Source organism: Rufibacter ruber (genome assembly GCF_014138425.1).
Classification (GTDB): domain Bacteria; phylum Bacteroidota; class Bacteroidia; order Cytophagales; family Hymenobacteraceae; genus Nibribacter; species Nibribacter ruber_C.
Window position 1 is genome coordinate 283,189 of sequence record NZ_JACJIQ010000006.1, and the last position, 12,411, is coordinate 295,599.

The window sequence follows — 12,411 nt, forward strand, 5'->3', positions numbered from 1 at the left end:
TAAACCCAGTACATTTAGTTAGGGCGATACGCCGTAATGGCCTCAATGGTCCCATCTGGGCGGTGCTTTAATTCGGTTACCTTCACGCTGCGCAGGTGGTTTTTGCCCCCTGAAAGGGAGGCGTCATGGTAAAACAAATACCATTTGCCCTTGTGCTCCACTATGGAGTGGTGGTTGGTCCAGCCCAACACGGGGTTCAGAATAACCCCCTGGTAGGTAAAAGGCCCGGTAGGGCTGTCTCCAATGCCGTAGGCAATGTAGTGGGTGTCACCGGTGGAGTAAGAGAAATAATACTTCCCGTTGTACTTATGCATCCAGGCTGCCTCAAAGAAGCGGCGCTCGTTGTCACCGGTCAGCAGGGGTTTGCCGGTATTGTCTAAAATCTGCACATCTTTCACCGGACCGTCAAACTGCAGCATGTCTTTGGTCAGACGGGCCACTTTGGGCATCAGCGCCGGCTGGTCATCTGCCGGGTATTCATCCTTCGGATTGTACTCGCCAGTGCTCCAGCGCTGCAGCTGCCCGCCCCAGATCCCGCCAAAATACATGTAGTAGGTGCCGTCTGTGTCTTTAAAAACAGCCGGATCCATGCTGAAGCTGCCTTTGATGGGTTCTGGTTGCGCCTTGAACGGCCCGGTAGGCGATGAACTGGTAGCTACGCCCAGATGAAATATATCCTGCTTGTCTTTGACCGGGAAGTACAGATAATAGGTGCCGTTGTGATAGGCGGCGTCTGGTGCCCACATCTGCCTTCCGGCCCACGGAACATCTTTGATATCTAAGGCCACATCATGCACGGTCACCTTCCCCCCCACGCTGTCCATAGACAAGACCCGGTAATCTCTCATGGCATATTGGTCTCCGTTGTCATTGTCTGGAATACCGGCATCAATGTCATGCGACGGATATACGTAGATCTTCCCGTTGAACACATGCGCAGAGGGGTCTGCCGTGTAAATTTCTTTCACCAGTGGCTCAGAGAGAAAGGCTTTCTTGTCAGTTGCCTCTGTAGTAGTGGTCTCTGCCTTATTAGTGGCCTTGTCAGTTGTATTACTTTGACAACCGGCCGCGAGAACAGACGCCGCCATGAAGGCCAAGGCCGCCGGACGAGAGGAAAGCTTGTGGATCATTTGCATGTAGGTTAGTGGTACGGGTGGTGAAGTTATACTTCCTTTTCTTAAAATGAAACCGATTGCAATAAAATTATTTTACAATTATCACACCTGAACATCTTCTTACTAAAGATTTTTCAAAATACGACTAGTCTTACTATGGAGAGAAGGCAGTCAAGCAGGCGGGGGCTTCATCAGCAAGAGGTACAGCCTAAGAAGACGTTAGAAAAGACAGCCTACCGCTGTTGTTGTCATGACAGGAAGGCCTTGATTGGAAAATAGAAGCGGCAGGCTCTACTCAACTTTGAATACTTCTACTTCAGGCCGGGGCAACATGACAGCAGCGGGCTAGATATTGAAAGAATGGGGCAGCTAGAGTATGCAGAAAAACTCATAAGCGGTTCTTGGGCAGGAGACTTTTCTGGACAGGTGGCATTTGTTTTCCAGTGCTGGAGAGAGATAAATCCTGTTTCTACCTGTATTGTTAGTAAATCATTCCAGACGCAAAAGCTGTTTTCGGGCTGTTTTCAGAAAAACAGCCCGAAAACAGCTTTCAAGGGCAATTCAGCAAGTATCCTCTCATTATTTGAACCGAAATCCTGCTGCAACTTCTTCTGGAGGTATCTGCTCTTGCTTATCTAATCTGAAATTTTCACCACCAACAGGCAATAAAAAAGGAGACTTTCAGCAGACAGAAAAGTGACGGCCTCCTGCTACACCACCTGCCGGTTCTCCAGTTCCACCAGATCCTGCAGCAGATCTAAGGTCACGGCACCTGGCGCTCCCTTGCCAACTGGTTTACCGTCTATCTCTATAATGGGCAGAATGCGTTTGGTGGTACTGGTCATGAATGCTTCTTTGGCGGTGGCAATGTCTTCCAGCGTCACATCAGCCTCAACTACCTGGTACTTTTTGGCCGCCAACTCCAGCACATTTTTGCGGGTAATGCCTTTGAGTACTTCCCTGGCGGGGGTGACCACCGTATCATCCTGGCGCACCAGAAAGAAATTGCTTCTTGGGAATTCAGTCACCAGGCCGTTGTGGTGGTACAGCACATCATGTGCGCCTTTGGCTTTTACCTGCTGAATCAGTTTGATGCCCACTAGATAGTTAATGGTCTTGGCCGCCGCCAATTCCCGCACATATTCATGGGTGATGATCTTGATGCCTGTGGCCACCTGCGCCTCAGAAGGCAGGGTCAGGGGCTGCTGAAGAAGGATCAGGTTGGGGGCTGCCGGGTCATAGCCGTTCTCAGAGTAGCCGCCGGTCAGAATCATCTTCACGCCCGCGTCGGGTATGCCGTTCATCTGCACCAGCCGCACCAGAATGTCTTTCAGCTCCTGTTCAGAGTAAGGCACCGGCAAGCCCATCAGCAGCGCCGATGAGAAGAACCGGTTCAGGTAATCGTCTACAAACATCAGGTGGCCGCCCTGCACTTTGAAGAAGTCAAAAATGCCGTACCCGCGCTGGATGGAAAGATCACTCACATGCAAATAGGTGCTTTCCAGCGGAAGGAATTCATCATTCAGGTACGCGTACAATCTATGGTTGGAGGACATGGTGTTTCTTTAGAATTTCAAGGGTTTTATCTAAGGGCAGCGCCTGCACCGTCTGGTTGTCTTTGCCTTGCATGGTTTCGGCTTTGAAAAGCGAGTTGATGATGGCTTCCTCGGTGGCCTCAATGGTGGCCAGGAAAAGGGCCGACATGTCATCATTGCGCAGCAGCGTCACCGTTTGGGTGCTTTGGTCTGCACTATACGGAATTCTCAGCCCGGGGTGGGCCGAAAAAGCAAGTACGTAATCGCCGCTGCCGTTAGAGGCAATGCCACCCGTTTTGGCCAGACCCAGCATGGCCCGCTGCGCCATGCGCTCCAGGTTACGGGCATCAACGGGGGCGTCTGTGGCCACAATGATCATGCAGGAGCCGTCAGCTTTTTCCAGGACCTGTTTGCTGAAGGAGAACTGCTTCAGTTCCTCCCCCACCGGCGCCCCGTCTATCTGCAGCACGCCGCCAAAGTTGGTCTGCACCAGCACGCCCACCGTATAGCCGCCCAGGCTTTGGGGCAGTTGCCGCGAAGAGGTGCCAATTCCGCCTTTGAACCCGAAACAGACCGTTCCCGTGCCGGCCCCTACGTTCCCCTCGGCCACAGGCCCCTCCTTCGCCTGCAGAATTGCCTCCTGCACATGCTGCTCCTTTACATGCCTGCCCCTGATGTCATTCAGGCCGCCGTCATTGGTTTCGCCCACCACCGCGTTCACACTCTGCACCTTCCCATTGCCGGGCTGTTTCAAGGTATAGTCTACCACCGCATTCATGGCCGTGCCCACCCCCAGCGTGTTGGTGAGAATGATGGGCGACTCCAGATTGCCCAGCTCTATGATTTGCGTACTCCCTGCCAACTTCCCGAAGCCGTTGCCCACAAACACCGCCGCCGGCACCTTCTCCTGAAAAAGGTTTCCGCTGTGCGGAAGAATGGCCGTGACGCCCGTGCGTACCTGGCTGCCTTTCACCAACGTGGTATGTCCCACTTTTACGCCCGCCACGTCTGTGATGGCATTCAACTTTCCGGTAGGGAGCACGCCAATTTTCACTCCGTATTCACGGGCCCGTTGCCGGTTTTGGGCTTGCGCCGAAAGAAGGACATAGAAAAGCAGAAAGGCTAGCAGCAGTTTTTTCATAGGCCGAAGGTCTTGGGGGGGTAAATGTATCAGTTTGTGCGTAGCGGGCAAAGGATTTTTTACCGCAAAACCCGCACTCGCCCTCAGCGAACAAAAGCAAAACCGCCACTCACTCACTCACTCACTCACTCACTCACTCACTCACTCACTCACTCACTCCATTTTGTCATCCTGAAAGGATCTTGTGGGCGAACGGTAACTGCTTTTGAAGAATGGCTATTCTAGTTCGCCCACAAGATCTTTCCAAGATGACAAAATGAGTGCGTTGCGTTTTCGGCCTGTTTTCAGGAAAACAGGCCGAAAACGCAAACCGCGGGCAAAAATCTGAGCCTAGAAATTAACATGCTATTCTGCCTGGGTGGGTTCAGCCGAAATTCAGATGCAAGGCTTTTAAAAGTTGGCGGCGTCTCCTATCTTTCTACCAAATCCACACCACACCAATGAACAGACGACTCTTTATCAAAGCGGGCTCTTTTGCCGGCCTCACGCTTTCCGCCTTCGGGCTGGGTGCCTGCGCCAGCGGCGCTAGTACGGCTGCCTCTGAGCAGCCTGCGCCCCTCTTAACAGACGGACCTTTCAAAGATAATTTCGAGCTCAATGAGGCCACCATTCAGGAGCTGCAGCAGAAAATGCAGAGCGGCGAACAGACTTCCAAAGCCATTACCCAGCTCTACCTGGACCGCATTATAACCCTTGACAAAAGTGGGCCTAAACTCAACTCAGTCATTGAGGTAAACCCAGATGCGCTGCAGATGGCCGAAGCCCTGGACCAGGAACGCAAGGCAGGCAACGTACGCGGTCCGCTGCACGGCATTCCGGTCATGGTGAAAGACAACATTGACACCGCTGATAAAATGTCCACCTCGGCTGGCGCCTTGGCCCTGGCCGAAAACAAAGCCGCCAAAGATGCCTTTATCGTGACCAAACTCCGCGAAGCTGGCGCCGTCATCATTGGCAAAACCAACCTGAGCGAGTGGGCCAACTTCAGATCTACCAAATCAACCAGCGGCTGGAGCGCCCGCGGCGGACAGACCCGCAACCCGTACGTGCTGGACCGCACCCCTTGCGGCTCAAGTTCCGGCTCTGGGGTAGCCGTGGCCGCCAACCTGTGCGTGGTGGCGGTGGGCACCGAAACCAATGGCTCGGTGGTGTGCCCGTCGGCGGTGAGCGGCGTGGTGGGCCTGAAACCGACGGTGGGTTTGGTAAGCCGCAGCGGCATTATTCCCATTTCGCACACGCAAGACACGGCGGGTCCCATTGCCAGAACCGTTACAGACGCTGCCCTTCTTTTAGGCGTGTTGGCAGGCGTTGACCCTTTAGACGCCGTGACCAGAGAAAGCACGGGCAAAGCCGCCAAAGATTATACCCAGTTCTTAGACGCCAACGGCCTGCAAGGTAAACGCATTGGCGTGGAGAAGTCTTTCCTGAAAGGGCAGGTAGCCATTGATGCTATGCTGCAGCAGGCGCTGGACGTGCTTAAAAGCAAAGGCGCCACTATTGTGGAGGTGGAGATGATGAAGAAGATCAGGGAAGTCTCTGGCAACAGCTTCAAAATTCTGCAGTACGAATTCAAAGACGGCGTGAACAACTACCTCAGAACCGCCAACGCCAAAGTGAAAACCCTTTCTGATGTAATTGAATTCAACAAGCAGAACGAGGCCACCTCCATGCCCTATTTCAAGCAGGAAATCCTGGAGATGTCTGACAAGCTGGGCGATCTGAACACCAAAGAGTATACCGAGGCACTGGAAAAGCAAGTCACCGGCTCCCGTGAAGCCATCAACAACCTCATGGCCGAGCACAAACTGGATGCCATTACGGGTCCCACCTACGGCCCGTCCTGGTGCATTGACCTGGTGAACGGCGACTCTTTCACGGGCTACGGCATGTCTACCCCGGCGGCTATTTCGGGGTACCCGCACATCACGGTGCCCATGGGTCAGGTGCAGGGGCTGCCCATCGGGTTGTCTTTTATTGGCAAGGCGTACGCCGAAGGGGAAATCCTGAAAGTAGCCTACGCCTTTGAACAAGCCACCAAACACCGGAAAGCACCGCAGTTTTTGAGAACGACTATTCCTTCGTGAGACTTTGCGTTTTTGGGCTGTTTTCAGGAAAACAGCCCAAAAACGCAGAAGCAAAATCATTACCCACTTCTGTCATCCTGAAAGGACCTTGTGGGCAAACTAGTCAGACTGGTAGTCAATGCGGTTACCGTTCGCCACCTAGATTCTTTCAGAATGACAGGAAAATGAAGTTCAACTTCTTTTTTACAGGAACTCCTTCTTTTATTTGCTCGCGCGAAGGAAAGCAGCGGCTCATTTCCCGAAAGTTCAAAAGGGAGAATTATAGTTAATCCAGTTGAAAACTGGCAGAATAAATACCCACAAGTTACACTTCGCTAAACTTGCGGGGGAGAAGAAATTTCTTGGCGCAACCATCTGTTTGGGTAAGCGTTTTTGGCCTACTTTCCGGAAAACAGGCCGAAAACGGAAACCGAATATATTTGACACAGGCAATCACTTGCGCCAGAATTGAGTTAGCATACACCCACAACCCATGTTCAAAAAACTCTTACTATCAGGTGCCTTGGTGACAGGTACTTTATTATCGGGCAGCGCCCAGAATACGCCTTCCTGGTTGCGGTACCCGTCTATTTCGCCCGACGGGCAGACCATTGTGTTTACCTACAAAGGCGATTTGTACCGGGTTCCTTCCGCCGGAGGCGCGGCTATTCCTTTGACGGCACATGAGGCGCATGATTTTATGCCGGTCTGGAGCCCAGACGGGAAATCTATTGTCTTCGCGTCTGACCGGTACGGCAATTTTGATTTGTTCAAGATTCCCGCCACGGGCGGAGAAGCCACGCGCATGACGTTCCACTCGGTGAATGAGTATCCATATGACTTCAGCGCTGACGGCAAGACGGTGTATTTCGGGTCTACACGTATGGACATGGCCAGCAACCGGCAGTACCCGGCCTTTTATTTACCGGAGCTGTACCAGGTGCCGGTGAACGGCGGACGGGTGCAACAAGTCCTGACCACTCCCGCCGAGGACGTGCAGGTGAGCAAAGACGGCCAGACCCTGATTTACCATGACCGCAAAGGCGGCGAAAACCAGTGGCGCAAGCACCACGTCTCTGCCGTGACCCGCGATTTGTGGCGCTATGAAGCCAAGACCGGCAAGCATACCAAACTCACCACGTTCAACGGCGAAGACCGCAACCCTGTGTTCGCGGAGAATGAGCAGACTATTTTCTACCTGAGCGAGGAGAGCGGTACCTTCAACGTGCACAAAATTTCGGCCAGTGGCCAAGGCAAATCTACCCAAGTAACCAAGTTCACCAAGCACCCGGTGCGTTTCTTGAGCGTGTCTGACAATAGTACGTTATGCTTCAGTTTTGATGGGGAATTATATACCCTGCAGGGCAACGGCGTGCCGAAGAAAGTGCCCGTAACCCTGGCCGTAGATGCCAAAACCAACAATGAGCGGCTGGTGCAGGTGGCCGGGAGCGGCGTGCAGGATTTGGCGGTGTCACCAAACGGAAAAGAAATTGCGTTCATTTACCGGGGCGAAGTGTTTGTCTCGGCGGTGGAAGGCAACGTGACCAAACGCATCACCGATACGCCCGAGCAAGAGCGCAGCGTGAGTTTCTCGCCCGACGGGAAAACCTTGCTGTATGCCAGTGAGCGCGGCAACCTCTGGAAGATTTACCAGACCCAGATAGCCCGCAAAGAGGAGCCGTATTTCTACGCCTCTACCCTCCTCAACGAGACGCCGCTCATTGACAATGAGCACGAGAACTACGCACCCCAGTTTTCGCCGGACGGCAAAGAAGTAGCGTTTGTAGAGAACCGCAACACCATCAAAGTTCTTAACCTGGCCAGCAAACAGGTGCGCACTTTGCTCACCAACAACGAACTGTTCTCCATGCGCGACAATGACCTGTATTTCACCTGGAGCCCAGACAGCAAATGGCTGGCCTTCGACTTCTCTGAGCCCGGCTACTGGAACGGTGAAATCGGCTTGATTTCCGCCGACGGCAAAGGCAAAAAAATCAACCTTACGGAGAGCGGCTTTCAGGACACCCAGCCGCAATGGATGATGGCGGGCAACATGCTCATCTGGCACAGCACCCGCGAGGGCATGCGCACCCAGGCCAACAGCGGCGGCTCACAGTCAGACATATACGCCATGTTCCTCACGCAAGAGGCCTTTGACAAATTCAAGTTGAGCAAAGAAGACTTCGCGCTGGTGAAGGAGCAGGAAGAGAAACTGGCCAAAGAGCAGGAAAAAGAGAAAGACAAAAAGAAGAAAAAAACTGACGCCGAAGTCCTGAAAATTGATTGGGAAGGCCTGAAAACCCGCAAAGCCCGCCTCACGCTGCACTCGTCCACCCTGGGTGATGCGTTGGTGTCTAAAGATGGAAGCACGTTGTACTACCTGGCCCGCTTTGAGAAAGGCTACAACCTCTGGAGCACCAACCTGCGCACCAAAGAAACCAAAATGGCCGTCACGCTCAACGCCAACCGCGCCAGCATGGACTGGGACAAAGAACAGAAACACATTTTCTTACTCGCCGATGGCAAAGTCATTAAACTTGACCCGGCCAGCAGCAAGCAGGAGAACGTGAGCATCAGCGGGGATTTGAATCTGAACATCGCCGCCGAGCGCGCTTTTATGCTGGAGCACGTTTGGCGCCGTACGGCCAAAGCCTTTTACACCACCAACCTGCACGGCACCAACTGGGCCGACCTCAAACCAGATTACGAGAAATACCTGCCGCACATCAGTAACAACTATGAGTTCTCTGAACTGTTGAGTGAGTTGCTGGGTGAGCTGAACGTGTCGCACTCCGGGGCCAGTTTCTCCAATGTTCCGGCTAACGCCGATGCTACGGCTTCATTGGGTATTTTCTATGACCAAACCTACACTGGCAACGGCCTCAAAATTGACGAAGTGCTGCTGGAAGGTCCGTTGAAGAAAGCGGGTTTAGATGTTTCGGCGGGCATGGTGATTGAGAAAATTGACGGTGAAACCTTAACGCCAGACAAAGACTACGCCCAGTTCCTGAACCGCAAAGCCGGGAAAAACACGCTGCTCACTATCTATGACCCGGCCACCAAAAAACGCCGCGACATTACTGTGAAACCAATCTCTGCCGGTGAAGAAAACGTGCTGCTCTACAAGCGCTGGGTGAAGCGTAACGCCGAAGAAGTAGACCGCCTAAGCAATGGCCAATTGGGTTACGTGCACATTCCCGGTATGAACGACCCGGCATTCAGAACCGTGTATGAAGACGTGATGGGCAAATACGCCAACCGTAAAGGCATGGTGGTAGACACCCGTAACAACAGCGGCGGTGACCTGGTAGCCGATTTGGCCATGTTCCTGAGCGGTAAACAGTTCCTAAGCTACACCACAGACAGCCGCTCGGTGGGCATGGAACCGTTCTTTAGATGGACCAAACCTAGCATTGCCCTCGCCAACGAAGCCAACTATTCAGACGGCCACTGCTTCGCGTTCAGTTACCAGGATTTGAAACTGGGCAAACTGGTGGGCATGCCGGTGCCGGGCACCTGTACCTTCGGCGGTTGGGAAGTACTGCAGGACAACAGCCTGCGCTGGGGCGTGCCGTCTCTGGGCGTGAAAGACGTGCAGGGCCGCTACCTGGAAAATGCCCAGACCGAACCCGATGTGAAAGTGATGAATGAGTTTGATCTCATGAGCAAAGGTCGCGACCAACAGCTGGAAGCCGCCGTGCAGGAGTTGCTGAAGGAAGTGAAGTAGAAAATTCTGACATACAGAGAAGCCCTAGCCATTGGCTGGGGCTTTCCTGCTTTAGATAAAATGGCTAGGGAGAAAAGGTACAGAATTAAGGATGGACTAGTTAAGTCAAAAATTGCATTCCTTTAAAGGGCATACAGCTGCACATTCTTGAACGGCACCAGCGCCAACACCACGGCCTGTTCATACAATTCCTTCCGGCCTACCGCCCCGTCAGATAGAATCCCAATGGCGCCGCCTTTCTGTTTGGAGTTCACCTGGCTGAAGATCTGGTCATTGGCTTTTCCCAGTTCAAGGCCTTGCCCTACCAATTCGGTGACCGCAGGCGGAAGGTAAAAGGCCCCCGTTCGGGCTTTGCCCAATCGATCCTTAGAGCTTACCACAATCCACGCGAAGGCAGATAGCTGCCCCTTATCCATCTCCACGCCCCCTTCCAAACCGATCCAGAAATCTGCCTCAGGCTGGGCGGTTTTGGCCGCATGTACGCGGTTTACGGCGCCAAGTAACGTCTCCGCATCGGTCATGGGTTGGTCGGCAACGCCCGAAGGAACTGAGACAGCCTCGGTTTCAAAGGAAAGCCGGGGGAACATCTTCTGGAAACCGCCCAAGGCCGCCGCCACTTTTACCGGGTTGTTTGAGGCCACAACTATCTTGTACTTCTCTTTTTTCATGCTTGCATCAATGGAAAAGCAAGGTATCTGTTTTTGGCCGATTTTTCAGAAAACAAGCCAAAAACGCAAACCGGATGCCACAACACACACCTGCTTCTCCTACATATTTGTTAGCTGTTGCCAAATCTCTTCGTTGACGGGAACTCCTTCCTGCTCATTTCTGTGGCGGGTGGCCAAGGTCCTTTCGCCGGGGTATCTTATGTCTTTGCCCTCTTCTGCCAAGGCACTGCTCTTCGCAAAGGCAATTACACGGTTACTGATTTCGGGATTCATCTGATCTGCCTTGATGCACAGGAAAAACTGTGAAACGCCTGCCTCCTGCGCCGCTACTGAGATTTGGGCAACTGTGCGTCCACCGCTCAATGAAGCCACCAACAGATCAATGACCAAAGACAAGCCGGCCCCTTTCCAAAGGCCAATGGGCAAAGCTCTGCCGGAAGCTCTGATTTCGTCTGGATCTTGGGAGAGCTCACCAGAGTTGTTAAAGCCGCCACTGTAAGGAAGCTGCTCTTCTTGTAAGCTATACTCCTGAAGCTTTCCAAAGGAATACTGGGTCATGGCCATGTCCAGCACTACATGACCACCGGCTCGGGGCACCGCTATCACTACTGGATTATTGCCCAGCGTTGGCTCCGTTCCGCCCCAAGGGGGCATGTTGGCAATGGTGTTGGTCATGCAAATGCCAATGCAACCGGCTTCGGCGGCTTGCCAGCCATAGGTGCCGCCGCGCATCCAGTGGTTGGAATGCTTGACAGCAACAGCTCCTATCCCATTGGCTTTGGCCAGGTCTATGGCGCGTTGCATGGCTAGTGTGGCCGTATACATTCCAGGTGCCAGATGCCCGTCCCACTGCTCCAGTACTCCCATGGCACTCACTTTTTCCGGCTCTGCCGAAGGCAACACCCATCCCTCCTGCACCATCTGCACAAACACCGGGAAGCGGTTCACCCCATGGGAGTACACACCGTCCCGGCTATTCTCTGCGAAGATGCGGGCGCAGAGCTCCGCTTTTTCCGCCGGAAACCCGTTTTTCAGCAACACCCGCCTGAATTGTTTTTCTAGTTCCTGGTAGGCTACCCGCATTTGCTTATAGTTTATATTTCTGTGCTAAGAACATGAGTACATGTAGATTGTACAGGCCAACGTGAGGAGCAAAAGGTTCTGGCGTGCGCTTTTAGAGCAGCATAGCAGCGCTATGATGCAAGGCAACCGCCATATCAGGTTCTTCTGATGCCCGTTTTCAGCGCCAAAAACCATTCTGAACTTGCGCCAACATACCATTGCCGCAGCTCTCGCTTATGGTAATTTACTTTCATTTATGCAGAATAAATAACTCCTCTGGTCTGGTCAACCTTGTAGGATAACACCCATAAGATAAGAAAACCAGCAAGAAATCTTCAACTGTTTGGCGCTGCTTTAATATAAAGGGAGTTCACGGGCTGGATCAGACTCGGGATCATGCCAACTCTGTTCCAGCACATTTTGCAGACCGCCCCCAATCATCTGTACCTTCTGTTTTCAGGCTGTTTTTACGAAAACAGCCTGAAAACAGATTTTTTTTGAAAAAATCATCCGTTTGCAAATTATTGCTTTTCAAGGCTTTTAAAGACACAGCTACCTGTACAGAGGCTGAGGCAGAATATTTTTTTACTCACTATTTGGCAAATAAAAAACAGCCTTCTATATTTGCACCATCAAAACCGAAAGATGGTCCGTTCGTCTAGGGGTTAGGACACCAGATTTTCATTCTGGTAACAGGGGTTCGATTCCCCTACGGACTACAAAAAAGCCCCTCAGCTCACTCTGAGGGGCTTTTTCTTGCAGATTGGGCATCTTCCAGATGCAGCCCAACTGCTGAGGTGTCCATGCCCTACCGGTTGTAATACCAGAAAACAATCCAGAGGCAATACCAGCACCGCCAGCTCTCCATGCCTTCTACATTAATCTTGCTCATGGGGCTTCCTGTCAATTACCTCCTCCGCTTTTGAGGAATTGCGTTTTGCTTTCTTTGCCTCTGCTTTCAGTAACTCCTGATGCTCTTTCCTTTCTCGGAACTCCTTTTGGCGCTGCTTCTTCTGTTGGTCTCCTGATCTGGTACCCATTGTTTAAAAGTTATTATCTGCAATTACTATTTAGCCCCTGCTAAGCCCTAATTCCCATAA

Annotated in this window: 8 protein-coding genes and 1 tRNA gene; 3 read left to right on the forward strand and 6 right to left on the reverse strand. The window is 52.5% G+C overall.

All coding sequences use genetic code 11. From position 1 onward, the window contains the following. Nucleotides 1-14: 14 nt before the first annotated feature. The 3 genes from FHS90_RS09375 to FHS90_RS09385 all read right to left on the reverse strand — a co-directional run bounded on the left by FHS90_RS09375 (nt 15) and on the right by FHS90_RS09385 (nt 3,791). A complete protein-coding gene (locus tag FHS90_RS09375; RefSeq protein ID WP_182512851.1) occupies nt 15-1,130 on the reverse strand; it encodes a glycoside hydrolase family 43 protein in 1,116 nt (371 codons plus the stop codon). A gap of 695 nt (nt 1,131-1,825) precedes the next feature. Next, nucleotides 1,826-2,671 carry an aminotransferase class IV gene (locus FHS90_RS09380; protein WP_182512852.1) on the reverse strand — a complete coding sequence of 282 codons (846 nt, stop codon included), beginning with the start codon at nt 2,669-2,671 and terminating at the stop codon, nt 1,826-1,828. Continuing rightward, complete coding sequence (locus FHS90_RS09385; RefSeq protein ID WP_182512853.1) at nt 2,655-3,791, reverse strand: DmpA family aminopeptidase; 1,137 nt, start codon at nt 3,789-3,791, stop codon at nt 2,655-2,657. Before FHS90_RS09385 ends, FHS90_RS09380 begins: the two co-directional genes overlap by 17 nt. Nucleotides 3,792-4,231: 440 nt before the next feature. Between FHS90_RS09385 and FHS90_RS09390 the strand changes: the two genes are divergently transcribed. Both FHS90_RS09390 and FHS90_RS09395 read left to right on the forward strand, forming a co-directional pair. Continuing rightward, complete coding sequence (locus tag FHS90_RS09390; protein ID WP_182512854.1) at nt 4,232-5,875, forward strand: amidase; 1,644 nt, start codon at nt 4,232-4,234, stop codon at nt 5,873-5,875. Between the two features lie 472 nt (nt 5,876-6,347). Beyond that, nucleotides 6,348-9,581 (forward strand): S41 family peptidase, encoded by a 3,234-nt coding sequence (locus FHS90_RS09395; RefSeq protein WP_182512855.1) that lies wholly within the window; start codon nt 6,348-6,350, stop codon nt 9,579-9,581. Between the two features lie 122 nt (nt 9,582-9,703). Here the strand turns inward: FHS90_RS09395 and yjjX are convergent, their stop codons facing one another. From yjjX to FHS90_RS09410, 3 genes are all read right to left on the reverse strand, one after another. Then, the gene (gene yjjX / locus FHS90_RS09400) at nt 9,704-10,249 is read right to left on the reverse strand and encodes an inosine/xanthosine triphosphatase (protein ID WP_182512856.1); all 546 of its coding nucleotides are present in this window, start codon (nt 10,247-10,249) and stop codon (nt 9,704-9,706) included. A 99-nt stretch (nt 10,250-10,348) separates the two neighbouring features. After that, nucleotides 10,349-11,332 carry a 3-dehydro-L-gulonate 2-dehydrogenase gene (yiaK, locus tag FHS90_RS09405; RefSeq protein WP_182512857.1) on the reverse strand — a complete coding sequence of 328 codons (984 nt, stop codon included), beginning with the start codon at nt 11,330-11,332 and terminating at the stop codon, nt 10,349-10,351. Between the two features lie 373 nt (nt 11,333-11,705). Further along, nucleotides 11,706-11,846 (reverse strand): hypothetical protein, encoded by a 141-nt coding sequence (locus FHS90_RS09410; protein ID WP_182512858.1) that lies wholly within the window; start codon nt 11,844-11,846, stop codon nt 11,706-11,708. Between the two features lie 112 nt (nt 11,847-11,958). On the opposite strand from FHS90_RS09410, the gene FHS90_RS09415 reads away from it, so the two are divergent. Further along, nucleotides 11,959-12,030 (forward strand) — tRNA-Glu (locus FHS90_RS09415). Nucleotides 12,031-12,411: the final 381 nt, after the last annotated feature.

What these genes read in the sequence shown, in the direction of transcription:
- FHS90_RS09380 (WP_182512852.1), bottom strand. Translation starts at nt 2,671, where the DNA reads ATGTCCTCCAACCATAGATTGTACGCGTACCTGAATGATGAATTCCTT.
- yjjX (WP_182512856.1), bottom strand. Translation starts at nt 10,249, where the DNA reads ATGAAAAAAGAGAAGTACAAGATAGTTGTGGCCTCAAACAACCCGGTA.
- FHS90_RS09375 (WP_182512851.1), bottom strand. Translation starts at nt 1,130, where the DNA reads ATGATCCACAAGCTTTCCTCTCGTCCGGCGGCCTTGGCCTTCATGGCG.
- yiaK (WP_182512857.1), bottom strand. Translation starts at nt 11,332, where the DNA reads ATGCGGGTAGCCTACCAGGAACTAGAAAAACAATTCAGGCGGGTGTTG.
- FHS90_RS09390 (WP_182512854.1), top strand. Translation starts at nt 4,232, where the DNA reads ATGAACAGACGACTCTTTATCAAAGCGGGCTCTTTTGCCGGCCTCACG.
- FHS90_RS09385 (WP_182512853.1), bottom strand. Translation starts at nt 3,791, where the DNA reads ATGAAAAAACTGCTGCTAGCCTTTCTGCTTTTCTATGTCCTTCTTTCG.
- FHS90_RS09395 (WP_182512855.1), top strand. Translation starts at nt 6,348, where the DNA reads ATGTTCAAAAAACTCTTACTATCAGGTGCCTTGGTGACAGGTACTTTA.